27 protein-coding genes are annotated in these 24,326 nt (G+C 73.5%); 16 read left to right on the forward strand and 11 right to left on the reverse strand.

The annotated features are described in order from the left end of the window. Positions 1-43: 43 nt before the first annotated feature. Together BLW86_RS36680 and BLW86_RS36685 are read left to right on the forward strand one after the other, a co-directional pair. On the forward strand, positions 44-1,132 hold the full coding sequence (locus BLW86_RS36680) for a fatty acid desaturase family protein (RefSeq protein ID WP_093878012.1): 1,089 nt from the start codon (positions 44-46) through the stop codon (positions 1,130-1,132). A 90-nt stretch (positions 1,133-1,222) separates the two neighbouring features. After that, the gene (locus tag BLW86_RS36685; RefSeq protein WP_093878013.1) at positions 1,223-1,768 is read left to right on the forward strand and encodes an MOSC domain-containing protein; all 546 of its coding nucleotides are present in this window, start codon (positions 1,223-1,225) and stop codon (positions 1,766-1,768) included. 18 nt (positions 1,769-1,786) lie between these two features. Here the strand turns inward: BLW86_RS36685 and BLW86_RS36690 are convergent, their stop codons facing one another. From BLW86_RS36690 to BLW86_RS36705, 4 genes are all read right to left on the reverse strand, one after another. After that, positions 1,787-3,163: a tannase/feruloyl esterase family alpha/beta hydrolase gene (locus BLW86_RS36690; RefSeq protein WP_093878014.1), complete on the reverse strand. Its 1,377-nt coding sequence runs from the start codon at positions 3,161-3,163 to the stop codon at positions 1,787-1,789. A 188-nt stretch (positions 3,164-3,351) separates the two neighbouring features. After that, a complete protein-coding gene (locus tag BLW86_RS36695) occupies positions 3,352-4,173 on the reverse strand; it encodes a hypothetical protein (RefSeq protein ID WP_093878015.1) in 822 nt (273 codons plus the stop codon). Positions 4,174-4,272: 99 nt separating this feature from the next. Further along, complete coding sequence (locus tag BLW86_RS36700) at positions 4,273-4,608, reverse strand: hypothetical protein (RefSeq protein WP_093878016.1); 336 nt, start codon at positions 4,606-4,608, stop codon at positions 4,273-4,275. A 225-nt stretch (positions 4,609-4,833) separates the two neighbouring features. Beyond that, positions 4,834-5,439, reverse strand: coding sequence for a class I SAM-dependent methyltransferase (locus BLW86_RS36705; RefSeq protein ID WP_093878017.1), 606 nt, complete (start codon positions 5,437-5,439; stop codon positions 4,834-4,836). A 161-nt stretch (positions 5,440-5,600) separates the two neighbouring features. Here BLW86_RS36705 and BLW86_RS36710 point away from each other — a divergent pair, with 161 nt between their 5' ends. The 10 genes from BLW86_RS36710 to BLW86_RS36760 all read left to right on the forward strand — a co-directional run bounded on the left by BLW86_RS36710 (position 5,601) and on the right by BLW86_RS36760 (position 15,988). Further along, the gene (locus tag BLW86_RS36710) at positions 5,601-6,461 is read left to right on the forward strand and encodes an MHYT domain-containing protein (protein ID WP_093878018.1); all 861 of its coding nucleotides are present in this window, start codon (positions 5,601-5,603) and stop codon (positions 6,459-6,461) included. A 71-nt stretch (positions 6,462-6,532) separates the two neighbouring features. After that, on the forward strand, positions 6,533-9,583 hold the full coding sequence (locus tag BLW86_RS36715; protein ID WP_177181859.1) for a sensor histidine kinase: 3,051 nt from the start codon (positions 6,533-6,535) through the stop codon (positions 9,581-9,583). Continuing rightward, entirely contained in the window at positions 9,580-10,014 is a 435-nt protein-coding gene (locus tag BLW86_RS36725) for a roadblock/LC7 domain-containing protein (RefSeq protein WP_093878020.1), read from the forward strand. Before BLW86_RS36715 ends, BLW86_RS36725 begins: the two co-directional genes overlap by 4 nt. Before the next feature lie 13 nt (positions 10,015-10,027). Beyond that, positions 10,028-10,444: a DUF742 domain-containing protein gene (locus tag BLW86_RS36730; protein WP_093878021.1), complete on the forward strand. Its 417-nt coding sequence runs from the start codon at positions 10,028-10,030 to the stop codon at positions 10,442-10,444. Continuing rightward, on the forward strand, positions 10,425-11,042 hold the full coding sequence (locus BLW86_RS36735) for a GTP-binding protein (protein ID WP_093878022.1): 618 nt from the start codon (positions 10,425-10,427) through the stop codon (positions 11,040-11,042). The genes BLW86_RS36730 and BLW86_RS36735 overlap by 20 nt, the downstream gene beginning before the upstream one ends. Positions 11,043-11,216: 174 nt before the next feature. Continuing rightward, positions 11,217-11,630 (forward strand): roadblock/LC7 domain-containing protein, encoded by a 414-nt coding sequence (locus BLW86_RS36740; RefSeq protein WP_030690178.1) that lies wholly within the window; start codon positions 11,217-11,219, stop codon positions 11,628-11,630. A 136-nt stretch (positions 11,631-11,766) separates the two neighbouring features. Then, complete coding sequence (locus tag BLW86_RS36745) at positions 11,767-12,939, forward strand: DUF6397 family protein (RefSeq protein WP_093878023.1); 1,173 nt, start codon at positions 11,767-11,769, stop codon at positions 12,937-12,939. Positions 12,940-12,988: 49 nt separating this feature from the next. Next, complete coding sequence (locus BLW86_RS36750; RefSeq protein WP_093878024.1) at positions 12,989-14,536, forward strand: ATP-dependent DNA ligase; 1,548 nt, start codon at positions 12,989-12,991, stop codon at positions 14,534-14,536. Between the two features lie 101 nt (positions 14,537-14,637). After that, on the forward strand, positions 14,638-15,012 hold the full coding sequence (locus tag BLW86_RS36755) for a hypothetical protein (protein WP_093878025.1): 375 nt from the start codon (positions 14,638-14,640) through the stop codon (positions 15,010-15,012). 190 nt (positions 15,013-15,202) lie between these two features. Continuing rightward, complete coding sequence (locus BLW86_RS36760; RefSeq protein ID WP_093878026.1) at positions 15,203-15,988, forward strand: polysaccharide deacetylase family protein; 786 nt, start codon at positions 15,203-15,205, stop codon at positions 15,986-15,988. 78 nt (positions 15,989-16,066) lie between these two features. Here BLW86_RS36760 and BLW86_RS36765 read toward each other — a convergent pair whose 3' ends face one another. The 5 genes from BLW86_RS36765 to BLW86_RS36785 form a co-directional block, all read right to left on the reverse strand. After that, complete coding sequence (locus BLW86_RS36765; protein ID WP_256341566.1) at positions 16,067-16,864, reverse strand: rod shape-determining protein MreC; 798 nt, start codon at positions 16,862-16,864, stop codon at positions 16,067-16,069. Between the two features lie 25 nt (positions 16,865-16,889). Next, positions 16,890-18,077, reverse strand: coding sequence for a globin domain-containing protein (locus BLW86_RS36770; RefSeq protein WP_093878027.1), 1,188 nt, complete (start codon positions 18,075-18,077; stop codon positions 16,890-16,892). 71 nt (positions 18,078-18,148) lie between these two features. Beyond that, positions 18,149-18,598: an RrF2 family transcriptional regulator gene (locus tag BLW86_RS36775; protein ID WP_093878028.1), complete on the reverse strand. Its 450-nt coding sequence runs from the start codon at positions 18,596-18,598 to the stop codon at positions 18,149-18,151. Positions 18,599-18,634: 36 nt separating this feature from the next. After that, positions 18,635-19,300, reverse strand: coding sequence for a hypothetical protein (locus BLW86_RS36780; RefSeq protein ID WP_143060323.1), 666 nt, complete (start codon positions 19,298-19,300; stop codon positions 18,635-18,637). Positions 19,301-19,620: 320 nt separating this feature from the next. Next, the gene (locus tag BLW86_RS36785) at positions 19,621-20,019 is read right to left on the reverse strand and encodes an SHOCT domain-containing protein (protein WP_093878030.1); all 399 of its coding nucleotides are present in this window, start codon (positions 20,017-20,019) and stop codon (positions 19,621-19,623) included. Between the two features lie 203 nt (positions 20,020-20,222). Here BLW86_RS36785 and BLW86_RS36790 point away from each other — a divergent pair, with 203 nt between their 5' ends. Continuing rightward, on the forward strand, positions 20,223-20,663 hold the full coding sequence (locus BLW86_RS36790; RefSeq protein ID WP_093878031.1) for a DUF6325 family protein: 441 nt from the start codon (positions 20,223-20,225) through the stop codon (positions 20,661-20,663). Between the two features lie 8 nt (positions 20,664-20,671). Then, a complete protein-coding gene (locus BLW86_RS36795) occupies positions 20,672-21,001 on the forward strand; it encodes an SHOCT domain-containing protein (RefSeq protein ID WP_093879066.1) in 330 nt (109 codons plus the stop codon). Positions 21,002-21,069: 68 nt separating this feature from the next. Here the strand turns inward: BLW86_RS36795 and BLW86_RS36800 are convergent, their stop codons facing one another. Together BLW86_RS36800 and BLW86_RS36805 are read right to left on the reverse strand one after the other, a co-directional pair. Beyond that, on the reverse strand, positions 21,070-21,519 hold the full coding sequence (locus BLW86_RS36800) for a peroxiredoxin (RefSeq protein WP_093878032.1): 450 nt from the start codon (positions 21,517-21,519) through the stop codon (positions 21,070-21,072). A gap of 62 nt (positions 21,520-21,581) precedes the next feature. Beyond that, entirely contained in the window at positions 21,582-22,184 is a 603-nt protein-coding gene (locus BLW86_RS36805) for a PadR family transcriptional regulator (protein WP_093878033.1), read from the reverse strand. Between the two features lie 159 nt (positions 22,185-22,343). Here BLW86_RS36805 and BLW86_RS36810 point away from each other — a divergent pair, with 159 nt between their 5' ends. Next, positions 22,344-22,829, forward strand: a complete 486-nt coding sequence (locus BLW86_RS36810) for an SRPBCC family protein (protein WP_093878034.1) — start codon at positions 22,344-22,346, stop codon at positions 22,827-22,829. 135 nt (positions 22,830-22,964) lie between these two features. Beyond that, a complete protein-coding gene (locus BLW86_RS36815; protein WP_256341567.1) occupies positions 22,965-24,317 on the forward strand; it encodes a L,D-transpeptidase in 1,353 nt (450 codons plus the stop codon). Positions 24,318-24,326 lie beyond the last annotated feature (9 nt).

The raw sequence follows: 24,326 nt of genomic DNA on the forward strand, positions 1-24,326 counted from the left end.
CCGTGAACCCACGGCACCGACCGACCGAGAACCGGAGCCCGCCATGTCCCAGGCCACCGTCCTGCCCCCGGCCGCCGCCCCCGTCGCGGCGCCCGCCCGCGCCCGGGGCGGCAGCGAGTTCAGCCCCCTCCTGCGGACGGTCAGGGAACAGGGCCTCCTCGAACACCGCCCCGGCTGGTACGCACGCGGCATCGTCGTCAACCTCCTCGGCATCGCCGCCGTGGTGGCCGGGCTCGCCCTGATAGGGCCCTCCTGGTGGACGCTGCTCCTCGCGGTCCCCCTCGCCCTGTTCTCCGCACGTGCCGCCTTCGTCGGACACGACGCCGGCCACGCCCAGATCACCGCGAACCGCAGGGCGAGCCGCATCCTCCAGCTCGTCCACGCGAACCTCCTGCTCGGCATGAGCCGGGAGTGGTGGAACGACAAGCACAACCGCCACCACGCCCACCCCAACCACCTCGACAAGGACCCGGACGTCGCCGCAGACATCCTCGTCTTCGCCGAGCACCAGACGGCGGGCCGCACGGGCCTGCGCGGGTTCCTCACCCGCCACCAGGCCTGGCTGTTCTTCCCGCTGACCACCCTGGAGGGCATCGCGCTCAAGGTGTACGGGGTCCAGGCCCTGCTCGCCGAGGACGGTCCGTGCCGCGACCGGCGCGAGCGGCTCGTCGAGGGCGCCCTCCTGCTTGCCCACTTCGCCGGATACGCGGCGCTGCTCCTCACGGTCCTGACGCCCGCCCAGGCCCTCGTCTTCGCCCTCGTCCACCAGATGCTCCTCGGCGTGCACCTCGGCATGGCCTTCGCCCCCAACCACAAGGGCATGGAGCGGCCGGACGAGCACGCGGACGGCGACAGCTGGGGCCATCTGCGCCGTCAGGTCCTCACCTCGCGCAACATCCGGGGCGGTGCCCTGACCGACTGGTTCCTCGGCGGGCTCAACTACCAGGTCGAGCACCACCTCTTCCCGAGCATGCCGCGCCCGAACCTCCGGCTGGCCCAGCCCGCCGTCCGGGCCCACTGCGCCGCGCTGGGCGTCCCGTACACGGAGACCGGTTTCGTGGACTCGTACCGCCAGGCACTCGGCCATCTGCACGAGGTGGGGGCACCGCTCCGCGGCGAGGACGCGGAGTAGGGTCGTACGTCGAGGCGTGATGTGATCATCGGTCCGGAAGGGCGGCGGGAAGCCGCTCACCGGACCGGAAGAGAAGGGGGAGCTCCCACCATGACCAGCGGCACCGTCACCACGGTCAGCAGCAACGGCACGTACTCGTTCACCAAGCCCAACCGGGAGGGCATCACCCTCCTCGCCGGGCTCGGTGTGGAGGGCGACGTCCACGCGGGCGTGACGGTGAAGCACCGGTCCCGCGTCGCGCAGGACCCCACCCAGCCCAACCTCCGTCAGGTCCACCTCATCCACGCCGAGCTCTTCGACGAGGTCGCGGGCGCCGGCTTCGAGGTCGCCCCCGGCGACCTCGGCGAGAACGTCACGACCCGGGGGATCGACCTCCTCTCCCTGCCCACCGGCACCCTCCTCCACCTCGGCGCGGAGGCCGTCGTCGAGGTCACCGGACTGCGCAACCCCTGTGCGCAGATCGACGGCTTCCGGCACGGCCTGCTCAAGCAGGTCCTCGGCCGGGACGAGAACGGCGAGATCGTGCGCAAGGCGGGCATCATGGGCGTCGTGCTCACCGGCGGGGAGGTGCGGCCCGGCGACCCGATCCGGGCCGAACTGCCGCCGGAGCCGCACCGCCCGCTGGAGCGGGTCTGAGCCGCCCGAAGCCCCTGCTCAGCCCTCCAGGGCGCAGGAGTTGACCACGTCACCGCTCGCGGGCCGCGCGATCGTACGGTCCGAGGGCGGCGTCGTACCCTCCTCGACCCAGCGCGTCAGGGCGTCGAACGCGGAGCGGTAGCACGGCAGGATCGGCCGCAGCCGGTCCGGATACGCGTCGTAGAGGCCGTCCGTGTGCGTCCCGTCCTGCACCGTGTAGTAGCGGTGCAGTCCGCCCCGGCCCCGCGCGTCGATCATCCGCGCGTACACGTCGGAGTCAGTGGCGATCGGCAGCAGGGTGTCGAGATCGCCGTGGAGCGTGATGAGGGGCTTGCCGATCCTTCCGGTGAGCGCGACCTTCGCGACCGCGCGGTGGACGGACGCCGGCCGCGAGGCGTAGTCGTACGTGGCGTCCGAGGCGCAGGGCGCGAAGATCTGCTCCACGGTCCCGCCGGCGGTGGAGCCGGGGCAGGCCGGGTCGTACGAGGGGTCGAACTCGGCCCGGAAGAGCTTCTGCGTCAGACCCCAGTAGGCCTTCTCGTGGTACGGCCACAGGAAGCGCGAGCCGGGTGCGAAGCCCGCCGCGATCAGGTCCTCGTCATCGGCGAGACCCTGGGACCGGGCCACCGTCACCGGCAGGCTCGTCAGGAGGTTCGGGCCGTGTGTCGTCCACAGCACGCCCTCCCAGTCGACCCCGCCGTCGTACAGCTCGGGCCGGTTCTCCAGCTGCCAGCGCGTGAGGTAGCCGGCGTTGGAGATGCCGGTCATGTACGTGCGCTCCGGAGCCCGGCCGTAGCGCTGCCGTACGACCTTCTTGGCGGCTCGCGTCAGCTCGGTCACGCGGCGGTTCCACTCGACGACGGCGTCGCCCGGCTCCCGCCCGTCGGTGAAGAAGTCCGGGCCGGTGTTGCCCTTGTCGGTGGCTGCGTAGGCGAAGCCCCGGGCGAGCACCTGGTCGGAGATCAGTGCGTCCGTGGAGTACTGGCGCCGGCTTCCGGGGGAGCCGGTGACGACGAGCCCGCCGTTCCAGTGGTCGGGCAGCCGGATGACGAACTGCGCGTCATGGGTCCAGCCGTGGGTGGTGTTGAGGCGGGAGTCGTCGGGGAAGTAGCCGTCGACCTGGATGCCGGGCACCCCCGAGGGGTTGCGGGTCGCCTTCGCGGCGAGACCGGCCTGGTCCGCCAGATCGGTGTACGGGGTGCCGGCGAGCCCGGTGGTCGTGAGGTCGTCCAGACAGGCGGACTGCCGGCGTTCGGCGCCGGGCACATGGATCCGGCTCTGGCGCGCGCAGTGCGCGGCAGCCGGCGCTTCGGCCCCGGCGGGGCTCGCCGGGGCGAGGACGGTGACCCCGGCGAGGAGCGCGGTGATCAAGGAGACGCCTGGGAACAGGCGCATGGCGGGCCTCCGGTGGGACGACGGAAAGGGGTGCGGCGCCACATCGTGCGGCGCACCCCTGTCGTCGGGCCATGGCTGGGAACCACACCTCGGGCCGTCGTTCTATGGGGAGTCAAGACGGGGCAGAGACGGGCGGGGGATCTCAGGGGGAGCGGACGGCCATGGCGTCGAGCGTTTCGAGGAGGCCTTCAGGAGGAGCGCACGGCCATCGCGTCGAGCGCTTCGAGGAGAGCGGGCAGCTGCGGCCCCCGCGTCACGGGCAGCACCTCGCGCGGCAGCTCGTCGAGGAGGACGAACGCCATGTCGTCGGCCTTGGCCACGAGCGACCAGCCCGGACCGTCGGCACGCAGCATCCCGGAGGCCGACCGCACCCGTCCCACCGGCGGCGGCTCCTCCAGATAGCCGCGCAGCTCGTGCAGGGCCTTCCTGACCCCGGTGTACGGGTCGGAGGCCGTGGTGCCGGATCCCGTGGTCTCCGCGCCGGAGGCCGCCGCCGGCGGCCCTCCGTCCGGTCCCTCGTCGCCCACCCGGGCCCGCCAGGCGTCCCACTGGAGCGCCACCTCGTCGGCGCCCAGCCGGCGCTGCGCCGGCCCCCACTCCGCGCCGGAGGGCGGGACCAGCGGTGCGGGATCGCCCTCTTCGGGCTCCGGGTCGTGCGGGGCCGGGACACCGGGGGCGACGGTCGCCACGGGGAGCGGCCAGCCCGGCAGCCCGGCCACCACCGAACGCTCGTCGGGGGACAGGTCGTAGGCCATGCCGCAGTCCCAGGAGGAGATGGCCACCGCGACGAGCGACACGTCGTCGACGACGACCGTCCAGCGGGCCCCGTGCCCGTCCTGGCCGAACACGAGCCCGTACCCCTCGGCGTACGGCCGCAGGCCCAGCGCGGCGCAGGCCGCCGGGTAGTCGTCACCGAGCACGCTCGGGAAGCGCCCGGGCGTCAGCAGTGCCGCGGTCAGCACAAACAGCGCGTCGGCGTCGGCGTCGGCGATCGGGTCCGTCCCAGCCACGGTGTCCTCCCCATCTGGTCGTCGGCGCACCTTAACCAGTGGGTAACCCGCGCGTCGAGGGTCTCCGCCCCGGAACCTCGCGCCTTCGGGTCGCCTCCGTCACGCGTCGCCAGCCCGCCGGGCGGTCGACTGGTCACGCAGGCCGAGCAGAGAGCGGGCCACGGTGCGGGGGGACTGGTTCCGTTCCCGGGCGAGGGTGATCAGGGCGCGGCAGGCCAGTTCGTTCACTCCGAAGGAGAGCATGCCGGGGGAGACCCGGCTCGCCGCCTCCTCCGCCCGCGCCGGGTCGTCCTCGGCGCAGGCGGCCACGTACTCGGCGGCCGCCTCGAAGAGGTTGTGCCCCTGGCGGGGGCGCGGTGGCGCCGGAGCGGCGGCTTCGGGCGCCTTCCGGCCGGAGGGGAGGAGTCTGCGCAGTCTTTCCGGAACTCGTGCCACGGCCCGCCGCCTTTCCCGGGCACGACTGCCCGGCACCTCCACGGTAGACAGTGAAGTGCCGGTAAAGAAGGGGGCGTTGGCATCCGTGAGAGGTATGTGGGGGCGCGCGTCCGGTGGGCTCGGTCGGTGAGTGGGAGCGCGTCCGCGCGCAGGCCCCTGAGGATCCCGCGCCCCGGCTGGCCGCCTCGTCGGGCGCGTACCGTCCCTTTCGCCGGCCGAGGCGGCTCAGGACTCGCGGACCGCGAGGGCCAGGTAGCGCGCGTCCTCGTCGACGTAGTCGACGAGCCGCCAGCCGGCCTCGGCGAGCAGGGGACGCAGCCGGGGCTCCGCGCGCAGGTCGTCCGGCGTGATCTGCCGGCCGTGACGGGCGGCGAGGGCGGCTCGCCCGATCGGGTGGAAGAGGGCGAGGCGGCCCCCGGGCCGTACGACGCGGGCGAGTTCCCGCAGGCCGACGACGGGGTCCGCGAGGTGCGAGACGAGGCCCGCCCCGAACACGGCGTCGAGCGCGCCGTCGTGCACCGGGAGCCGGCCGACGTCGGCGAGCAGCAGCGTCCCGCCTTCCTCGCCGCCGCGTCCGGCGGCGACGGCCCGCTCGATCATCTCGGGGGTGAGATCGGCGCCGAGCACCGTGCCGGAGGGGCCGACGGCGGCCCGGAGCGGCGGGAGCGCCCGGCCAGTCCCGCAGCCGGCGTCCAGCACCGCGTCGCCGGGGTGCAGGCCGAGCTCGCCCACGGCGGCGGCGTACGCGGGGCCGTCGTCGGGGAACCGGCTGTCCCAGTCGGCGGCGCGGGCGCCGAAGAATTCTCGTACCTGAGTGGGGTCATCGCTCATGAGTTCATGATCTCGCAGGATTCGTTACCCGGAGGGGTGAACGTTCTGCGTGCCCGTTCGAACTCGGCCTGATCGTTCGGAACCATCTCTCTGTCATATTCCAGCAGCTTTCGAAATGCGCCCCCGATGCGCCCCCCGATGCGCACTAGCGTCCCTGGGCCATGGGACACCTGGACCACGCCACCTTCGGCTGGCTGACACCCGCGCTGTCGTACGCGATGGCCTGCATCGGCGCCGCCCTCGGGCTGCGCTGCACCGTGCGAGCGCTCGACGCGACCGGCCGGTCACGGCGCAACTGGCTGATCACCGCCGCCTCCGCGATCGGCACCGGCATCTGGACGATGCACTTCGTGGCGATGCTCGGATTCGGAGTGACGGGCACCGACATCCGCTACGACGTTCCGCTCACCCTCCTCAGCCTCGTCATGGCGATGGTCGTCGTCGGGATCGGCGTCTTCGCCGTCGGCTACGGACGCGACCGGGTCCGTTCGCTCCTGATCGGCGGTCTGACCACGGGCGTCGGTGTGGCGAGCATGCACTACATGGGCATGGCCGCACTCCGGCTCCACGGCCAGGTGCGATACGACCCGCTCCTCGTCGGACTCTCCGTCCTGATCGCCGTCGTCGCCGCCACGGCAGCCCTCTGGGCTGCGCTCAACATCCACGCGCCCGCGGCCGTGGCCGTCGCCTCGCTCGTGATGGGAGCGGCCGTCACCAGCATGCACTACACCGGCATGTTCGCCGTGCGGATCGAGGTCGTCCCCTCCAGCGCCCCTCTCCCGGGAGCCATGCTCATGCAGTTCATCTTCCCCCTCGCCGTCGGCCTCGGCTCGTACCTGTTCATCACCTCCGCCTTCGTCGCCCTCACCCCGACGGCCGGCGAACGCGCCGCGTACGCCTCGGCCGGCCGTCTCACCGAACCGGACAAGCGCGCGGTCGACGTCGCACCGCCCGGCTTCCGCGCCGGGGAAGCGGCCCATACGTTCCGCGCCGGGGAAGCGGCCCGTACGCCCACGACCTGATCCGACCCCTGGCGCACCCCACGCCGCGCCCTACCGCACCAGAGCACAGACGCAGCCGGAACGAGGAGGCCATGCGAACTCCCCGCAAGACCAAGGACGCCGAGGCGGCCACGCCGCCACCGGCGGCCGCGCGCGGGCGGCGCGCACACGCGGGCCCGCCCGCCGACGAGCCGGGGGACCGGACCCCCGGGACCCCACCGACCGCGGGGCACGCGGGCACCGCGACGCCGGGCGCCGCCGGCGGGGGCGCCGGTGCGACCGCACAGCCCTCGGGACCGATCTCCGGGCGGCCTTACGCGCGGTCCGGGGCCCCCGCCGGGCCTCCGCCGCCCGACGAGCACCGCGTCCGTCCCGCGTTCCACGGCCTGCGCCCCCGCTCGGTCCGCGCCAAGATCGTCTCGCTCCTCATGGTTCCGGTCGTCTCGCTCTTCGCCCTCTGGGGCTTCGCCACCGTCACCACCGCGCAGGACGTCGCCGGCCTCCGTCGGCTCCAGCGCGTCGACGCCGAGATCCGCGAGCCCGTGACGGCCGCCCTCACCGCGCTCCAGGCCGAACGACGCGCCGCCGTACGGCAGGTCGCGGCGCCCGGCACCGCCCGGGCCGCCGAGCTCAAGGACCGGATCCGCCGGACGGACGAGGCCGTCGCCCGGCTCCGCCTGGACGGCTCGCACACCGTCGGCGACACCGGGGACCTGCCCGGCGACGTCGCCGTCCGGGTGAGCGCGTTCGTCGGCAAGGTCGAGGGCCTCGCCCGGCTCCGTACCGCCGCGGCCGACGGGCGCGCCGACTGGGACCAGGTGTACGAGGAGTACACGGACGCCGTCTCCGCCGCCTTCGCGGTCGACGGCGCCCTCACCGGCATCCAGGACGCAGAGCAGGGGGCCGACGCGCGCGTACTCCTCGAATTCGGCCGGGCCGGCGAGATGCTGTCCCGCGAGGACGCCCTCCTCACCTCCGCCCACCTCACCGGCCGGCTCTCCGCCGACCGACTCCGCGACTTCTCCGGGGCCGTCGAGACCCGGCGCGCCCTCACCGACTCGGCCACCCCCGACCTGCCCGCCGCCGCGCGCACCGCCTGGGCCCGCCTCTCCGCCGGCGGCGACCACGCCCGGCTCACCCGGGCGGAGGACCGGGTCAGCGCCGCCGACCCGGGCCGCCCCGCCGCACAGGCGGTCACCTCCACCGAGTGGGACGACGCCCTCGCGGCCGTACACGGCGGACTCGCCGCGATCGAGACCGACGCGCGCCGCGCGGCCGCCGACCGCTCCGACCCCTTCGCCGGCGTCCTCACGGCGAGCGGTGCGGCGGTCGTCCTCGGTCTCGCCGCCGTCGCCGCCTCGCTCGTCATCTCCGTACGGATCGGTCGCGGCCTCGTCGTCGAGCTCGTCAGCCTCCGCAACACCGCCCTCGGCATCGCGCGCCGCAAACTCCCCGCCGCCATGCGCCGGCTCCGAGCGGGCGAGGAGATCGACGTCCAGGCCGAAGCGCCGCCCGGGCCCGTCTCCCAGGACGAGATCGGCCAGGTCGGCGAGGCACTCACCACCGTCCACCGCGCGGCGCTCTCCGCCGCCGTCGAACGCGCCGAACTCGCCAGCGGCATCTCCGGGGTGTTCGTCAACCTCGCCCGCCGCAGCCAGGTCCTCGTCCATCGCCAGCTCAACCTCCTGGACAGCATGGAACGGCGCGCCGACGATCCCAACGAGCTCGGCGACCTCTTCCGGCTCGACCACCTCACCACCCGTATGCGGCGCCACGCGGAGAGCCTGATCATCCTCTCCGGAGCCGCCCCCGGGCGCGCCTGGCGCATGCCCGTCCCCCTCACCAACGTCGTCCGCGCCGCCGTCTCCGAGATCGAGGACTACGCGCGCGTGGAGGTGCGCCGGCTTCCCGAGACGGCCGTCGTCGGCGGAGCCGTCGCCGACCTCACCCACCTCCTGGCCGAACTCATCGAGAACGCCGCCCAGTTCTCCCCGCCCCACACCAAGGTCCGGGTCAGCGGCGAACCCGTCGGCAACGGCTACGCCCTGGAGATCGAGGACCGGGGGCTCGGCATGGGCAAGGAGACCCTCGCCGAGGCGAACGCCCGTATCGCCCAGTCCGAGGCCCTCGACCTCTTCGACAGCGACCGGCTCGGCCTCTTCGTGGTCAGCCGCCTCTCCTCCCGCCACGACATCAAGGTCCATCTGAGGACGTCCCCCTACGGCGGTACGACCGCCGTCGTCCTGCTCCCGACCGACCTGCTCCAGGGCGCGCTGCCACCCGGCCGCGGCACGCCGGCGGCCGACTCCGACACGCCCCACGACGGAACCCCGCGCGCGGGGAGCCCCCGTACCCACACGTCGGGCGGGCCGGGTGCCGACGCCGCACGGAGCGGAGTCCGACCCGAAGGGGCCCCGTACGACGACAACGAACGCGCCGCGCGGGAGCGCGAGGAGGCGCGCCGCGCCGAGGCCCGCCGCTTCGGCCGGCCCCAGATCGCCCAGCCCGCCCCGCCCGCCGCCCCGACGAACCCCGCGCTCCCCGGGAACCCGGCCTCTCCCGCCGCGTCCGGACGCCGGGCCGCCCCGCAGCCGCAGACGGGAACGCGCCCCGCGAGCCTGTCCCAGCAGCCGGACGGATCGCGGCGCGCGGGCCCGCCGCAGTCCCCTCCGGCCTCCCGCCCGCAGCCGCCGGCACGCCCGACCGCCGTGCCCGCGCCCGCTCCCGCACCCGCCCTTTCCTCCGCACCCGCTCCCGCCTCCGCCGCAGTGACCGAACTCCGCCGACGCGACTCCTCCGTACCGACGCCTCCGGCGGAGCAGCCGCCCGCCGCACCGGCCGACCGGGCCGATGCGGGGAGCGAACTGCCCCGACGCGTACGACAGGCGAGTCTCGTTCCGCAGCTGCGCGAGGCACCCGCCCCGACACCGGTGTCCGCACCGGTCGCACCCGGCACGGACACGCGCACCCCGGAACAGGTCCGGGACCGGATGGCGGCGTACCGGGACGGCTGGCAGCGGGGCGGCGGCGCCGCCCCGGGCGCCAGGCGACCCCTCGGCACGGGCTTCGGAACCGACACGGGCCACGGCCTCGGCCACGGCACCGCACCTCTCGACCCTCGCTCCGAAGGAGACGACGCATGATCGACCACGAGCGGACCTCGCACCACCGGTCCGGCGAGCTGGACTGGCTCCTCGACGACCTCGTCATGCGGGTCCGCGAGGTCCGCCACACCGTGGTGCTCTCGAACGACGGACTCGCCGTGGGCGCCTCCAACGGGCTCAGCCGTGAGGACGCCGAGCACCTGGCCGCCATCGCCTCCGGCTTCCACAGCCTCGCCAAGGGCGCCGGACGGCAGTTCCACACCGGCGGAGTCCGCCAGACGATGGTCGAGATGGACGACGGCTTCCTCTTCGTCGCCGCGGCGGGAGACGGCTCCTGCCTCGCCGTCCTCAGCTCCGTGAGCGCCGACATCGGCCTCATCGCCTACGAGATGGCCCGGCTCGTGAAGCGCGTCGGCGAGCACCTGCACACCCCGCCGCGCCTCACGGTGACCCCGCCGGCCGCCGGCTGACCCGGAGAGACCCATGAACGACGACAGCGCCGGCGACGGCCCGCCCGTACCGGGCAGTCAGTGGTACGACGCCGACGCGGGACCGCTCGTACGTCCGTACGCGATGACCGGCGGACGGACCAAGCCGGGCCCCAGCAACGTACGGTTCGACCTCATCGCCCTCGTCGTCGTGGACGACGAGCCGCCCGGACCGGCAGAGGAAGCACTCCTCGGCCCCGAACACCGGTCCCTGCTGACCCTGTGCCGGGCCGAGACCCAGTCGGTGGCCGAACTCGCCGCCGACGCCGACCTGCCCGTCGGGGTCGTCCGGGTCCTCCTCGGCGACCTCCTCGAATCGGGCTTCGTGCGCGTCAGCCGACCCGTACCGCCCGCTCAGCTCCCTGACGAAAGAATCCTGAGGGAAGTAATCGATGGCCTACGAGCGCTCTGAGAGCACCGGCGAGGGCGACGCAGCGGACACCTCCGCCCTCGCGCTGAAGATCCTGGTCGCCGGCGGATTCGGCGTCGGGAAGACCACCCTCGTCGGCGCGGTCAGCGAGATCCGGCCCCTGCGCACGGAGGAACAGCTCAGCAGGGCCGGGGAACTCGTCGACGACACCGGTGGCGTCGACCAGAAGACCACCACGACCGTCGCCATGGACTTCGGCCGCATCACGATCCGCTCCGGGCTCTCGCTCTACCTCTTCGGCACGCCCGGCCAGGACCGGTTCTGGTTCCTCTGGGACGAGCTGTCGCAGGGCGCCCTGGGGGCCGTCGTCCTCGCCGACACGCGACGCCTGGAGGACTGCTTCCCGGCGGTCGACTACTTCGAGCACCGGAAGATCCCCTTCGTGGTCGCGGTCAACTGCTTCACGGGCGCGCGTGCGTACGGGGCGCACGACGTGTCCCGCGCCCTCGACCTGGACCGCGGCACGCCCGTCGTGCTGTGCGACGCGCGCGACCGCGACTCGGGGAAGGAAGTGCTGATCCGTCTGGTCGAGTACGCGGGGCGGATGCACACCGCCCGGCTCCTGGACACGGTCGGCTGAGGTGGCGTCACCGCGTCCGCGGCACGCGCGGGCGTGGTGTGGTGCTTGCCCTGTCCACGACAGTGCGTAAGGCTTGCGGCGATACGCGGACCACGACGGGACGGACCACGCAGGCCTTGAGGACCACCAGGGTCCGGGCCGAGGGGGCCGCAACCGCTAGGGGGAGGACCACTGATGGCGTTGGACAAGGAACTGGACTGGCTCCTGGACGACCTGACGCAGCGGGTCGGATACATACGGCACGCACTGGTGCTGTCGAACGACGGCCTGGTGACGGGCGCGAGCAGCGGACTCGTCCGCGAGGACGCCGAGCACCTGGCGGCCGTCTCCTCCGGTCTGCACAGCCTCGCACGGGGCTCGGGGCGGCACTTCAGGGCGGGCCGGGCACGGCAGACGATGGTGGAGTTCGACGACGCGCTGCTCTTCGTGACGGCGGCGGGCGAGGGCAGCTGCCTGTGTGTCCTGAGCGCGGCGGAGGCGGACGTCGGTCAGGTGGCGTACGAGATGACGCTGCTGGTCAACCGGGTCGGCGAACACCTCGGCGTGGCGGCGCGGCAGCCCGGCCTCCCGGGCGGCGGCGTGCTCTGACGCTGCTGCCCGGAGTTGTCCACAGGTCGTTTTCCACAGGCGGTGCGGCTGTCGTCACTCTGCGTTACGTTCTTCTGTGTGGGCCCGAGAGGCCCGCTGCCTGAAGAGGACACGGACGCAGGGGGAGGGCCGCGAAATGACGGTGGACGAAGGAGCGCGCACGGTGGCACCGGGGCGGGCCGCGCAGGAACTGGAGCTGAGGCGCGACGAGTTCCGGCTCGCGGTCCAGCTCGGCTTGGTGAGGACGGTGCCGGCCGGCGAAGGGGAGCGGCGGCGGGTCGAGCGGCGCGAGCTCGACCGCCTCAGGGCCGCCCCGGACTTCCCCGCCGGCCTGCGCGAGCGGGTGCGCGCGGTCGGTACGGGGGAGGCCGCCGCCCTCCTCGGAATCACCGCCGACCGGTTCACCCGGCTGGCCCGGACGGGACACATCAGCCCGGTGCGGTTCTCGCTGAACCGGTACCGGATGGTGGTGTGGCTGTATCTGGCGCAGGAGGTCGTCGAGTTCGGCCTCACCTGCCCGGCTCTCCTCACCGGGCGGCTGCCGCTGTACCTCCGCGAGCGTCTCGCCGCGCACGAGGACCTGCGGGCGAGGAACTGGCGGGCGCGGCGGCTCTCCCTGTTGCTCCGAGCCACCGAGGACCCCTGGGCGCGCGCCGCCGCCATCGCCTCCCTGCTCGACCCGGTCCAGGTGGCCGAGGTCGTCGACGATCCGTACGAGCGCACGCACCTCGACCGGTTGCGCCCGCCTCCGCCGCCCGGGATGCCGGTGCCGCCGGTCGCGCGGGAGATCGCCGAGCGGCTGACGCTGGCCGACGACCCGGACGAGATCCTCTGGCACCGACTGAGCCTCGCCCTGGCGCTGGACGAGGCACGCGCGGAGCGACAGGCCCCGCATCCCGGCGAGACGCGCGCGGTCGGAGTCGGTGCGTCGGCATCGACGGTGCCACTGGCTGGGCCGGTTCGGGCGGAGGCGGTTGCGATGGTGCCGGTCGCCGGGGAGGTGGTTCCGGAAGTGCCGGTGCACGGGGTGCCGGCGACGGCGGCTTCGGGTCCTGCGGCTCCAGTGTCGATGCCGGCCGTTCCCGCGGTGCCTGTGCCGACAGCGCCCGTTCCGGCAGCGCCCGTTCCGACAGTGCTCCTTCCGGCAGTGCCCGTTCCAGCAGCGTCCGTCCCCGCGGGGCGGGCCGTGGCGATCGACCCGTCGGCGGGCCGTCCGGTGCGGACGAGGTTCCTGGAGCGTTTCCGACGGGGGAGGGCGGCGGGTGCGGCGCGGTCCCGGCGGCGGAGGCGTCCGGTGGCCTGGCCCTGACGGGGCGCTCTGACATGCGGTCGGGGCGGGCGGTGGAGAGGATGGGCCCATGCTGCTGGCGCGTGTCGCGGAAGTGTCCCGGGAGGTCACCGCCGCCTCCGCGCGCTCGCGCAAGATCGCTCTGCTGGCCGAGCTGTTCGCCGAGGCCGGGCCCGACGAGAGCCCGCTCGTCATCGCGTATCTGTCCGGGCGGCTGCCGCAGGGGCGGATCGGGGTCGGATGGAGCGTCCTCAAGGACGTCGTCCCGCCGGCCGTTCCGCCTGCCGAAGGACCCGCTCTCACGCTCGGGCAGGTCGACGCGACGATGACGGAGCTCGCCGCCGTGTCGGGCGCCGGAGCCCGTGCCGAGCGGAGCCGACTCGTCCACGGACTGTTCTCCGCCGCCACCCACGACGAGCAGGAACTCCTGGTGCGGTTGCTGACGGGAGAGGTGCGGCAGGGGGCTCTCGACGCCATCGCCCTGGAGGGGGTCGCGCGGGCGGCCGGGGTGCCCGCCCTCGAACTGCGGCGCGCCGTGATGCTCGAAGGCTCGCTGCCGTCGGTCGCCCAGGCCGTGCTCGCCGAGGGGGCCACCGCGCTGGAGCGGTTCACCCTGCGGGTCGGCAGTCCCGTGCAGCCCATGCTCGCCCACACCGCCGCTTCCGTCGCCGAGGCGATCGCCGACCTGGGGCCGTGCGCGGTCGAGGAGAAGCTCGACGGGATCCGCATCCAGGTGCATCGGCGCGGCGACGACGTCCGGGTGTACACCCGGACGCTCGACGACATCACCGACCGCCTCCCCGAGGTGGTCGCGACGGCCCGCGCGGTCGCCGCCGACGGGTTCGTCCTGGACGGCGAGGTGATCGCGCTCGACGCCGGGAGCGGCAGGCCCGCCTCCTTCCAGACGATCTCCGCCCGGGTCGGCTCCCGGATCGACGTGGCCGGTGCGCGTGCCGTGCTTCCTCTCACGGCGGTCTTCTTCGACGTCCTCGCGATGGAGGGGGAGGAGCTGATCGACCGGCCGGGCCTGGAGCGGCACGCGGTCCTCGCCCGTCTGCTGCCGGAGTCGCAGCGGGTCCGCCGCGCCGTCGTCACCGATCCGGCCGAGCCCGCGCAGACCGAGGCCGCCGAGCGGTTCTACGCGGACACCCTGGCCCGGGGGCACGAGGGCGTGCTCGTCAAGGCGCTGGAAGCGCCCTATGTGGCCGGTCGCCGGGGGCGCACCTGGCTGAAGGTGAAACCCGTCCACACCGTCGACCTCGTCGTGCTCGCCGTGGAGCGGGGTCACGGCCGCAGAACCGGGCTGCTCTCCAACCTCCACCTCGGCGCACGGACCGCCGACGGCGGCTTCGTCATGCTCGGAAAGACCTTCAAGGGGCTCACCGACCAGATGCTGCGCTGGCAGACCGAGCGGCTCCGGGAGCTCGCCGTGTCGGACGACGGCTTCACCGTACGCGTACGGCCCGAGCTCGTCGTGGAGATCGCGTACGACGGGCTCCAGGTCTCCACGCGCTACCCGGCGGGCGTCACGCTCCGCTTCGCCCGGGTCGTACGGCACCGGCCCGACAAACGTGCCTCGGAGGCCGACACCGTCGAGCGCGTCGTCGAAGGCCGCTGACGGAGGGAGACGGCCCTCGCGGGGCGGCCGTCCGCGAGGGATGCTGGAGGCGTGGCACGAGGAGCGCGTGGCACCACGACAGGCCGGCGGGCCGCGAGGAGATGAGCGACGTGTACGACTTGCACATCGACACCGACGTCACCGTGCAGCTCAACGACTGCTGCAAGGAGGACGCCCAGGCGGTGTTCGACGTCCTCGACCGGGTCTACCGGCTGGAGGACACGACACCGAACCCCCAGGCGGCCACGGGACCGGCTCCCACTGTCTGGACCGCCACGTTCGACACGGCCGGCGGACGGCACGAGGAGGTGGGCCCCGTCCACCTGACCGCCCCGGTCGGAGTCACGCTCAACGGCGGCTACCGAGCCGTCGACGAGGTCGAGAAGGTGCTCGCCACCGGCTTCGACATCCAGTCCCTGCAGGCCGTCTCCGGTGACCAGGAGACCGAGGCCCGGCTGTTGCTCGCGTCCCGCTGAGCGGGACGCATGGACGCTCCGGGCGGCGCGGACGGGCGCCGCCCGGGGTTCTCGTGTGCCCGTGAACGGTCGGCGGACCCCGCCGACATCCCCGGTATACACCGTGTGTAGAGTGCCTTCCGGCCGCGCACACCGCACTGACCGGCGGTGACGGCCGTACCGAAGACACCACGGGGAAAGCGGGTCCACCATGTTCCGATCCAGGCCTGGCCGCGGCAGAGCGGTGGGCACGGCACTGCTCGCCGCGGTGTCGCTGATGCTGACTCTGGGGGCCTGCGGAGTCGATCCGGTCACCCCGCAGGACGCCCGGCAGGAGGGCGGCACGGACGACAAGGCGGGGGGCACGGCCCGCCGCGTCGACTGCGCCGAGGTCACGTGCATAGCCCTGACCTTCGACGCGGGGCCGGGCAAGGACACCCCCCGTCTCCTCGACGTCCTCAAGGAGAAGCAGGTGCCCGCCACCTTCTTCCTCCTCGGCAGCAAGCACGTCGACCGCTACCCCGAGGTGGTCAAGCGCATCGCCGACGAGGGCCACGAGGTCGCCAACCACACCTGGTCGCACCGGATCCTGACCGACCTCGACGAGTCCGAGATCCGCGACGAGCTCTCCCGCACCCAGGACGCCATAGAGAAGATCACCGGCCGGAAGCCCACCCTCATGCGCCCGCCGCAGGGCCGCACCGATGGCACGGTGTCCGACGTCAGCCGGGACCTCGGCCTCGCCCAGGTCCTGTGGAGCATCACGGCCAAGGACTACTCCACCACCGACTCGGCGCTCATACGGCAGCGCGTGCTCGACAACGCGCACCGCGACGGGATCATCCTGCTCCACGACATCTACGACGGGACGGTGCCGGCCGTTCCCTCGATCATCGACGAGCTGAAGCGGCGAGGCTTCACGTTCGTGACGGTGCCGGAGCTCCTCGCGCCCGGCAAGGCCGAGCCCGGCACCGTCTACCGCCCCGAGAGGGACTGACGGACCCGGCGAAAACGGGTGAGGTGACTCACATCGCCCACCTGGGGTGCCCCGGAACATTCGGGAAAGGTTTACCGTTCATATGTACGTGACTGCGAAGGGGCCCGGTCCCCAAGGTCCCCCCCAAGAGGTGACCGCCCTTCGCCCCGTCACGGCAATCGGCCCCGGTTGGAATCCCCCGTCCAACCGGGGCTTTGTCGTTCCCCTGCGCGCCGTTCCCCCTGGGTCTTTCCCCTGCGCGTCGTTCCCGTGCACCCGTCCGTCAGCCGCGCGGGAGGGCGCCGGCCGGGTGGCGGGGGCGGAGGCCGGCATCAGACCCGCGCCGCGGACGACGCGGGTGGACGGGTCTTCCGCCAGCCGGAGCCGGGCGCGCAGGAGGTGGGCGAGGCGTCCCGTCACGTCGAGTCGCAGGGCGCCACCGCCGGTCACCAGGACGCCCCGGCGCAGCGCCCCGCGGACGGCTCCGGTGCGGTCGTGCCGCCACAGGCCGCTCACCATGTCGGTGGTCGTCGTGGCGATCGCGTCCGGCCCGCTCCCCGGCTCCGGAAGGTCGTCGGGGCCCACTTCGGCCTGCCGGGCGTCCTCGACGAGGCCGTCCACGACGAGCGTGACCTCCGTCAGCTGGGCGCCGAGGTCGACGACCAGCAGCGGCCCCCCGTCGGGCGGCGCGGCGTAGGCGGCCGCCGCGCGGGCGCTGTCCACGGCGATGACCCGCACCGGGTCGAGACCGTCCACCATCCGCTTCGCCGCCGCCCGCTCCCGCGGACCCGCGAGGACCGGACGGGTCAGCATGACGACGGTGTCGTGCCCGTCGCCGCCCGGGGCCGAGGCGGCCAGGCGTCGGAGCAGGCGCAGCTGGGAGTCGGGATCGATCACCCGATCGAAGGAGGGGGGAGGCGGGTCAGCCCTCGGTGCCGAGCCACAGGTCGGGGCCGAACACCTCGTAGTGGATGTCCGCCGCCGCGAGGCCCCGGCCGAGGAGGTCGCCCCGCACAGCGCGGAGGAAGGGCAGCGGCCCGCACAGGTACGCGGTGGTGCCCGCCGGAAGGTCGAGGAGCGTGACGTCCGCCCGGCCCGGCCGGGCGCCGGACTCGCCCGGCTCCTCGTACCAGAGGTGCAGCGTCCCCTGCGGCAGCGCGTCCACGAGTCGCCGCAGCTCGTCGGCGTGCGCGTGGGAGGCGGGGGCGCGGTCGGCGTGCACCACGACGACCGGGCGGTTCGACCCGGTGGCGACCAGGTGGTCGAGCATCGCCAGCATCGGGGTGCTGCCGATCCCGGCGGAGGCGAGCAGCAGGGGGCTCTCGCCCTCGGGCAGGACCAGGTCGCCGAAGGGGGTCGAGACCTCCACGGTGTCGCCCGCACCGGCGTGGGCGTGCAGCCAGGAGGAGACCTCGCCCGCCGGATCGCCGTCGACCCGCTTCACCGTGATCCGCCACTGCGGGTGTCCGGGGGCGGCGGACAGGCTGTACTGACGGATCTGCCGGGCGCCGTCGGGCAAGGTGACCTGGACGCTCACGTACTGGCCCGGCCGGAAGGGGGCGGTGGGGGTGCCGTCGGTGTGCCGCAGGACGAGGGACACCGTGTCGGCCGTCTCCTCCCGCCGCTCGGCGATCTCCATGGACCGCCAGACCTGGCCCTCGGCGACACCGGCCTCCTGGTAGAGGCGGGCCTCCACGGCGACGAGCGCGTTCGCCATCAGCCAGTACACCTCGTCCCAGGCCTGTGCGACCTCGGGGGTCACCGCGTCGCCGAGGACCTCCACGATCGCGGCGAAGAGGTGTTCGTGCACGATCTTGTACTGCTCGGAGGTGACGCCGAGCGAGGCGTGCTTGTGCGCGATCCGGGACAGCATGACGTCGGGGCGGCCGTCCGGGTTCTCCAGCAGGGCGACGGCGAAGGCGGCTATGGAGCCGGCGAGCGCCTTCCGCTGGTCGCCGTTGGCCTGGTTGCCCCGGTTGAACAGGTCGCGCAGCAGCTCGGGGTGGGCGGCGAAGAGGCGACCGTAGAAGCGCTCGGTGATCTCGTCGAGCGCCCCTCCGACGGCGGGCAGGGTGGCGCGGACGACCGGAACGGCCTGCTCGGACAGCATGGGAACTTCCAATCTGGTAGATCATCTACTTATTAAAAGGCGTGCGGATGCCTCCCCGGGGGCGGGTGCCGTCAGGGCGATCCCGCGGGGTGCGGACTGAGGGTCAGCAGCAGCGGACCGGTCGGCGACTCCACGAGCTCCGCCACGGTCAACGGATCCAGCACGCGGTAGAAGGCCTCCTGCGCCTCGCGCAGCGCTCCGCGCAGCCGGCACGCGGTGCGCAGCGGGCACGGCGGATCGCCCTCGCAGGCGACGACCTCCTCCTCGCCCTCCAGGGTCCGGGCCAGCCAGCCCACCGACGAGCGCCGCCCCAGCTCCGTCAGGGCCAGACCGCCGCCCCGGCCGCGCCGCGCCTCGACCACGCCGAGGTGCTGGAGCCGGGTGACCACCTTCGCCATGTGGGCGTAGGGCACGTCCATCGACTCCGCCACCTCGCGGGTGGTGACGGACTCCTCGGGTGCGGTGACCGCCAGGCGCATCACGGCACGGAGCGCCAGGTCGGTGAACTTCGTCAGCCTCACGGCCCGACCGTATCAAAGGCATATTTCGGATACGTATTAAGGGGGCTGCTTTCGGCGTCGCCGGCGCCGCCACAGCCACCACCCGCCCGTGACCAGACAGCTCGTCGTCAGGACGATCCCGACCACCGGCCACCGCCCGCCGGCGATCCGGGTGTCGGTGGCGACGACCAGGAGCAGGGCCACCGCCGGCAGCATCATCGATCCCAGCGAGCGCAGCCCCGCCACGGCCATGGCGGGATCGACCCGGACGCCCCGCGGAGTGCGCAGGTCGCGCGAGCCGGCGTAGAAGACGGTGGCCCGGTCGGCCAATCGGGTGGTGGCGCGGTTGTACGAGAAGGCCATGTACGGCAGCCAGACGAGCGGGGCCACCAGGCCCACCAGGAACACGCAGCCGACGAGCGCCCACTGGCCGATCCGGGTCCATGGCCCCACCTTCTCGTCGGAGGGCGTGAGCAGTCCGAGCAGCCAGGCCATGCGCAGCACCAGGTCGCGGAAGGCGGCCACCCGTCCCCGCCGCTTCCCCGACCGAGACCTGTCGGGGGCGGTGTCGAGGGCGGCCCGGGCCGCCGCGGTGTCGGCGTACACCCCTTGCAGGACGAGCAGTTCGGCCGCGCGCTCCGGGTCCGTGGTGTCGCGCCCCTCGGTGGCGGCGAGTTCGAGCACGATACGTGCCTGGGACAGCAGGGCTCCGCAGAACGCCACGGGGACGAAGACCAGGAAGGGGCCACCGACGAAGGACCCCTCCGCCGTGACCCTCCGGCGTCCGCGTGCGACGACGAGGGCTCGCAGGGCCGTCCCGTCGGCGTCGGGATGGGCGGCACGCAGGCGTTCGACCGATGCCCCTGCCCCGGGGCCCAGGTGACGCAGGGCGAAGGAGGCGAGCGCTTCCGGAAGCCTCCCGGGCTCCGCCGCGATCTCCCGCAGCAGGGAACCCTTGAGCCCGTCGCCGCGCCCGCCTCCGTCGCCGCGCCCGCCTCCGTCGGCTCCGGCGCGCCGCCGCCCCGCCCGCCACTTGTGGAGTCTCAGGACAGGACCTTGGCCTTGGCCTTCTCGAACTCCTCGGCCGTGATGGCGCCCTTCGCCTTGAGGTCGGCGAGCCGGGCCAGTTCGTCGGCGGCTCCGCCACCCCCGCCCGGCGAACCGGCGGTCTTGCGGATGTAGTCCTGGAACGCCGCTTCGCTCTCCTTCACCTGCTTGATGTCCCGCTGCCCCATGCCCTTGCCGCGTGCGATGACGTACACCAGCACGCCGAGGTAGGGGAGCAGGATGCAGAAGATCAGCCAGCCGGCCTTGCCCCAGCCGCCGAGCGAGTGGTCACGGAAGATGTCGGTGATCACCTTGAACAGCAGGAACAGCCACATGATCCAGAGGAAGAACCACAGCATCGTCCAGAAGAGGTTGAGAAGGGGGTAGTCGTCCATTCCTGCACACTCCGTTCCCGCGCGGACCGGGGAAGGCCCGGCGATGCAGCGAGTCTCACCCGACCCTCGCGCGTCCGCATGTCGTGACCGCCCGCGTGCGGGCCCTCCGCCGCCGTGTTCGGATGGAGGGCGCGGACCGCCGAGCCGACGCATCACACGCCCGCGCGGAGCCGCGAACCGTACGAGGAACGGGACGGAGCACCATGGGTCCGGTGGAATGTGTCGTGCTCGCCTTCCCGGGAGAGCGGCTGAAAGTGGCGGCGGTGACGGCCATCGCGGAGCTGCGCAGAGCGGGACAGGTACGGCTGATCGACTCGCTCGTCGTCGTCAAGTCCGTCACCGGCGAGGTCTCCACCTCAGAACTCGTCGAGTACGAGGAGTACGACGAGGCCACCGCCGAGATCGGCCCCGAGGTCAACCTGCTCGGCCCCGAGGACGCGGCCGAGGCCGCCGAGGCGCTCGAACCGGGTTCGTGCGCGCTGGTGCTGCTCGTCGAGCACGTCTGGGCCGCGCGGGCGGCGGACGCGATCCGCGAGGCCGGCGGCCGGATCGCCGGGACGGTGCGCATCCCGCCCGAGGTCGTCGAGGAGGCGCGGCGCGCCTATCGCGAGGCCGTGGCCGCCGCCGCGGTCGGAAAGGGCTGATCGTGTTCATGCGACGACGCCCTCTCGGGAGACCGGTCGTCCGGCCCGTGGGCGCGCCCCTGTTGCGCGGCGCCCTCGTGGGCGGCGCGGCCTACGCGGCGGGCCGCAACTCCGCCCGCGCCGCGCGCCGGGAGGAGGACCAGGAGCAGGCCGTCGTCGAACTCCAGGACCGGCAGCAGCCCCCGGCGGCCCCTCCGTCGGCGCCGAGCGCGCCGACCGCCGCCGGCGGGGCACCGTCGATCACCGACCAGCTGGCCCGGCTCGGCGAGCTCGCCCAGCAGGGCCTGCTCACCCCCGAGGAGTTCGCCGCCGCCAAGGCGAAGCTGCTCGGCATCTGACCGGCAGCGAAGCCCTTCGGCACCCGAGGGTCCCGCCCCGAGCAGGCACGGCGCAGGAAGAGCCCCGGTCAGGCGCCGCGCAAGGCGGCCAGGGCGCGGTCCGCGTGCGCGCTCATCCGCAGTTCGCTGCGGACGACCTCCCGGACCCGCCGGTCCTGGCCGATCACGAAGGTGACCCGTTTCGTCGGGGCCAGCGAGAACCCTCGCTTCACGCCGAACCGCTCCCGTATGGCGCCGTCCGCGTCGGACAGCAGGGGGTAGCCGAGCGAGTGCCGCTCGGCGAACTCCTGCTGCCGCTCCACCCCGTCGGAGCTGATGCCGACGGGCAGGGCGCCGACGTCGCGGAACTCGGCCGCCAGGTCACGGAAGTGACAGGCCTCGGCGGTGCAGCCCGGCGTGAGGGCCGCCGGATAGAAGAAGAGGACGACCGGGCCTTCGGAGAGCAGGCCGGTCAGCGAGCGCGGAGCGCCCGTCTCGTCCGGAAGGGTGAAGTCCTCGACGAGGTCACCGACGTTCATTTCAGGCCCGCCCGATCCGTCCCTGTGTCGCCCCCGGTGCCTCCGGCGGCCGGGCGGTGACGTTACCGCAGAGTAGAGGCGGCGTCATCCCTCCGCGGGGCGACGTCGCGCGCGGCGGCGCGCCGGTCGAGCACGGCGAGGGCGCGCTCGCCCCAGCGCAGGTTCTCCTCCTCGAAGAACCGCCCGCGCATCAGCGTGAGGTACGGCCCGACCCGCTCCGCCTCACCCAGATAGGTGTCCTCGTCCCGGCCGTCGAGCATCCACTCCCGCAGCCGGTCGTAGCGGGCCAGCTTCGCCCGGGCCGTCTCCATCCGCTGGGCCACGAACTCGCGGACGGCCGCGGTGTCGCCCTCGTCGCAGGCCTGCACCTGCACCAGCAGTTCGTCGCGGACGGCGCTCGGGCGCGGCGGTGTCGTCGTGTAGGCGACCAGATCCTGCCTGCCGGGCTCGGTGAGGCTGAACATCCGCTTGTTGGGGCGCCGTTCCTGCTCCACCACGCGGGCCGTGATCAGACCGGCCTCGGCGAGCCGCTCCAGCTCGCGGTAGAGCTGCTGCGGGGTGGCGGCCCAGAAGTTGGCGACGGACACGTCGAAGATCTTGGCCAGGTCGTATCCGGAGGCCTCGCCCTCCAGGAGAGCTGCGAGGACGGCGTGCTTGAGGGACATCCGGACACGCTAGCAGCACGTTGAATAGTTTCCTCCGCACCTAATCAACCGACGGGGCGCCCCGTGCCGGACGGCGGTTCTTCGCTGGCACGTCCGTCCGGCGCCTGCCTAGGGTGGAGAGGGGCAGGCCGCGGGGGAGCAGATCCGAGGGGCAGCACGATGGACAGCGACTCGTTCGTCTACACCACCTACATCCGGACCACCCCCGAGGAGCTCTGGCAGGCGCTCACCGACCCGGAGCTCACGCGCCGCTACTGGGGCGTCGCCTTCGAATCGGACTGGACCCCGGGCGCGCCGATGGTCTGGGACGAGAACGGCCGCAGGACCGAAGACCCCGAGCAGGTCGTCCTCGCGGCCGAGCCCGGTCGCCTCCTCTCGTACACGTGGCACACCTTCACCCCCGCCTGGGCGGAGGCGGTCCGTCTGGAGGAGGAGGCGTACGAGCGCCTCGTCCGCGAGCGCCGGTCCCGGGTCACCTTCGTGATCGAGCCGTCCGGCGACATGGTCAAGCTCACGGTCACCCATGGGGACCTGGAGCCCGACGGCACCATCAAGGGGCTGATCGGCGAGGGCTGGCCCGCGCTGATCTCCAGCCTCAAGTCCCTTCTGGAGACCGGTGAGGAGCTTCCGGAACCGGCCCGCTGACCCATTCGAGTCGTCTCGCCCCCGACTCCGCCGCCACGCCCGGTGCCTTGATCATCTTTTTCTCCTCTCATCCGCTTTGATGCTGCGGTCGGCACCGTCCGCCGATGTCGCCGGATGAAGGAGAGGGAGTCCGACGTGTCGTCACGCCGATACGCACGGGGGTGGGGAGCCCTCTCCCTCGCCGTCGGGGCCGTCCTCGTCAGCACGGCGGCCCAGTCGCCGGACCGGGACTCCGAGGACGAGCGGCGGGCCGCCGCCTCCCGCGGCGCCACCGCCGTCGTCGCGGTGGACGGCTGTGCCGCCGGCGGAGGCCTCTGCTCCGACCCGCGCCACTCGGTCGTCCTCGGCGGCGACCGCGTCCTCACGGGCCGCCCGTTCACGCTCGGTCCGAAGGCCACCGGGCCCGTGGAGCTCGCGCTCCGCACCCCCGGAGTGCTCGCCGACGTCACCGTCACCGACCAGCGCGGCCGCCGGATCGCCGGAGCGCAGAGCGCGGACCACACCCGGTGGACCAGCGCCGCACCCCTGCCGGCCGGAGCCCGGTACGCCGCCCGGCTCGTCGTCGACGGGGCGGGGGCGGGCGGCGCGCGCCGCGCCCGCCTCGACTTCCGGACCGCCCCGATGCCCGCCGGAGAGCGGCTGACCGTCACCTTCGGACCCGAGGACGGCGGCACGTACGGGGTGGGCCGGCCGGTCACCGCCGAGCTCAGCCGGCCCGTGCCGGAGGACGCCCCCGATGCCCGCCGCGCCGTGGAACGGGCCCTCGACGTGCGGTCCGAGCCCCACGTCGACGGCGCCTGGCACTGGGTCGACTCCGCCACCCTCCACTACCGGCCCCGCACGTACTGGCCCGCCCACGCCACGGTCCGCGTCCACAGCGGCCTCGACGGGGCCCCCATCGGCGGCGGCCTCTACGGCGGCCCCTCACGCCCCCTCACGTTCACCACGGGCGCCCGGATCGAGGCCGTCACCGACGTCTCCGCCCACCGGATGAACGTCTTCCGCGACGGAGAACTCCTGCGCGCCCTCCCGGTCACCACCGGCAAGGCCGGCTACCGCACCCGAGGCGGCGTCAAGGTCGTCCTCGGCAAGGAGCCCCTCGTCCGCATGCGCGGCGACTCCATCGGCATCGCCCGCGGCAGCACCGACTTCTACGACCTCAAGGTCCGCTGGGCCACCCGGGTGACCTGGAGCGGCGAGTACCTGCACGCCGCGCCGTGGTCGCTCGACTCCCAGGGCAACGAGGACGTCAGCCACGGCTGCACGGGCATGAGCACCGAGGACGCCGCCTGGCTCTTCCACACGGTGCGCGAGGGAGACCTCGTACGGGTCGTCAACGGGTACGGGAAGCCCATGACGCCCTTCGACAACGGCTTCGGCGACTGGAATCTCAGCTGGCCCGAGTGGCTCCGGGGCAGCGCCCTCGCCACGGACGCCACCGGCCCCGCTCCCAGGTCGCTCGCGGGTGCGCTGGGCCCGACACTCTGAACGAACCGA

The organism is Streptomyces sp. TLI_105, assembly GCF_900105415.1.
Lineage (GTDB): Bacteria > Actinomycetota > Actinomycetes > Streptomycetales > Streptomycetaceae > Streptomyces.

Coding starts and splice junctions, on each gene's coding strand:
- BLW86_RS36680 (WP_093878012.1), top strand. CDS start 44: ATGTCCCAGGCCACCGTCCTGCCCCCGGCCGCCGCCCCCGTCGCGGCG.
- BLW86_RS36685 (WP_093878013.1), top strand. CDS start 1,223: ATGACCAGCGGCACCGTCACCACGGTCAGCAGCAACGGCACGTACTCG.
- BLW86_RS36690 (WP_093878014.1), bottom strand. CDS start 3,163: ATGCGCCTGTTCCCAGGCGTCTCCTTGATCACCGCGCTCCTCGCCGGG.
- BLW86_RS36705 (WP_093878017.1), bottom strand. CDS start 5,439: ATGAGCGATGACCCCACTCAGGTACGAGAATTCTTCGGCGCCCGCGCC.
- BLW86_RS36710 (WP_093878018.1), top strand. CDS start 5,601: ATGGGACACCTGGACCACGCCACCTTCGGCTGGCTGACACCCGCGCTG.
- BLW86_RS36715 (WP_177181859.1), top strand. CDS start 6,533: ATGCGAACTCCCCGCAAGACCAAGGACGCCGAGGCGGCCACGCCGCCA.
- BLW86_RS36725 (WP_093878020.1), top strand. CDS start 9,580: ATGATCGACCACGAGCGGACCTCGCACCACCGGTCCGGCGAGCTGGAC.
- BLW86_RS36730 (WP_093878021.1), top strand. CDS start 10,028: ATGAACGACGACAGCGCCGGCGACGGCCCGCCCGTACCGGGCAGTCAG.
- BLW86_RS36735 (WP_093878022.1), top strand. CDS start 10,425: ATGGCCTACGAGCGCTCTGAGAGCACCGGCGAGGGCGACGCAGCGGAC.
- BLW86_RS36740 (WP_030690178.1), top strand. CDS start 11,217: ATGGCGTTGGACAAGGAACTGGACTGGCTCCTGGACGACCTGACGCAG.
- BLW86_RS36745 (WP_093878023.1), top strand. CDS start 11,767: ATGACGGTGGACGAAGGAGCGCGCACGGTGGCACCGGGGCGGGCCGCG.
- BLW86_RS36750 (WP_093878024.1), top strand. CDS start 12,989: ATGCTGCTGGCGCGTGTCGCGGAAGTGTCCCGGGAGGTCACCGCCGCC.
- BLW86_RS36755 (WP_093878025.1), top strand. CDS start 14,638: ATGAGCGACGTGTACGACTTGCACATCGACACCGACGTCACCGTGCAG.
- BLW86_RS36760 (WP_093878026.1), top strand. CDS start 15,203: ATGTTCCGATCCAGGCCTGGCCGCGGCAGAGCGGTGGGCACGGCACTG.
- BLW86_RS36770 (WP_093878027.1), bottom strand. CDS start 18,077: ATGCTGTCCGAGCAGGCCGTTCCGGTCGTCCGCGCCACCCTGCCCGCC.
- BLW86_RS36785 (WP_093878030.1), bottom strand. CDS start 20,019: ATGGACGACTACCCCCTTCTCAACCTCTTCTGGACGATGCTGTGGTTC.
- BLW86_RS36790 (WP_093878031.1), top strand. CDS start 20,223: ATGGGTCCGGTGGAATGTGTCGTGCTCGCCTTCCCGGGAGAGCGGCTG.
- BLW86_RS36795 (WP_093879066.1), top strand. CDS start 20,672: ATGCGACGACGCCCTCTCGGGAGACCGGTCGTCCGGCCCGTGGGCGCG.
- BLW86_RS36800 (WP_093878032.1), bottom strand. CDS start 21,519: ATGAACGTCGGTGACCTCGTCGAGGACTTCACCCTTCCGGACGAGACG.
- BLW86_RS36805 (WP_093878033.1), bottom strand. CDS start 22,184: ATGTCCCTCAAGCACGCCGTCCTCGCAGCTCTCCTGGAGGGCGAGGCC.
- BLW86_RS36810 (WP_093878034.1), top strand. CDS start 22,344: ATGGACAGCGACTCGTTCGTCTACACCACCTACATCCGGACCACCCCC.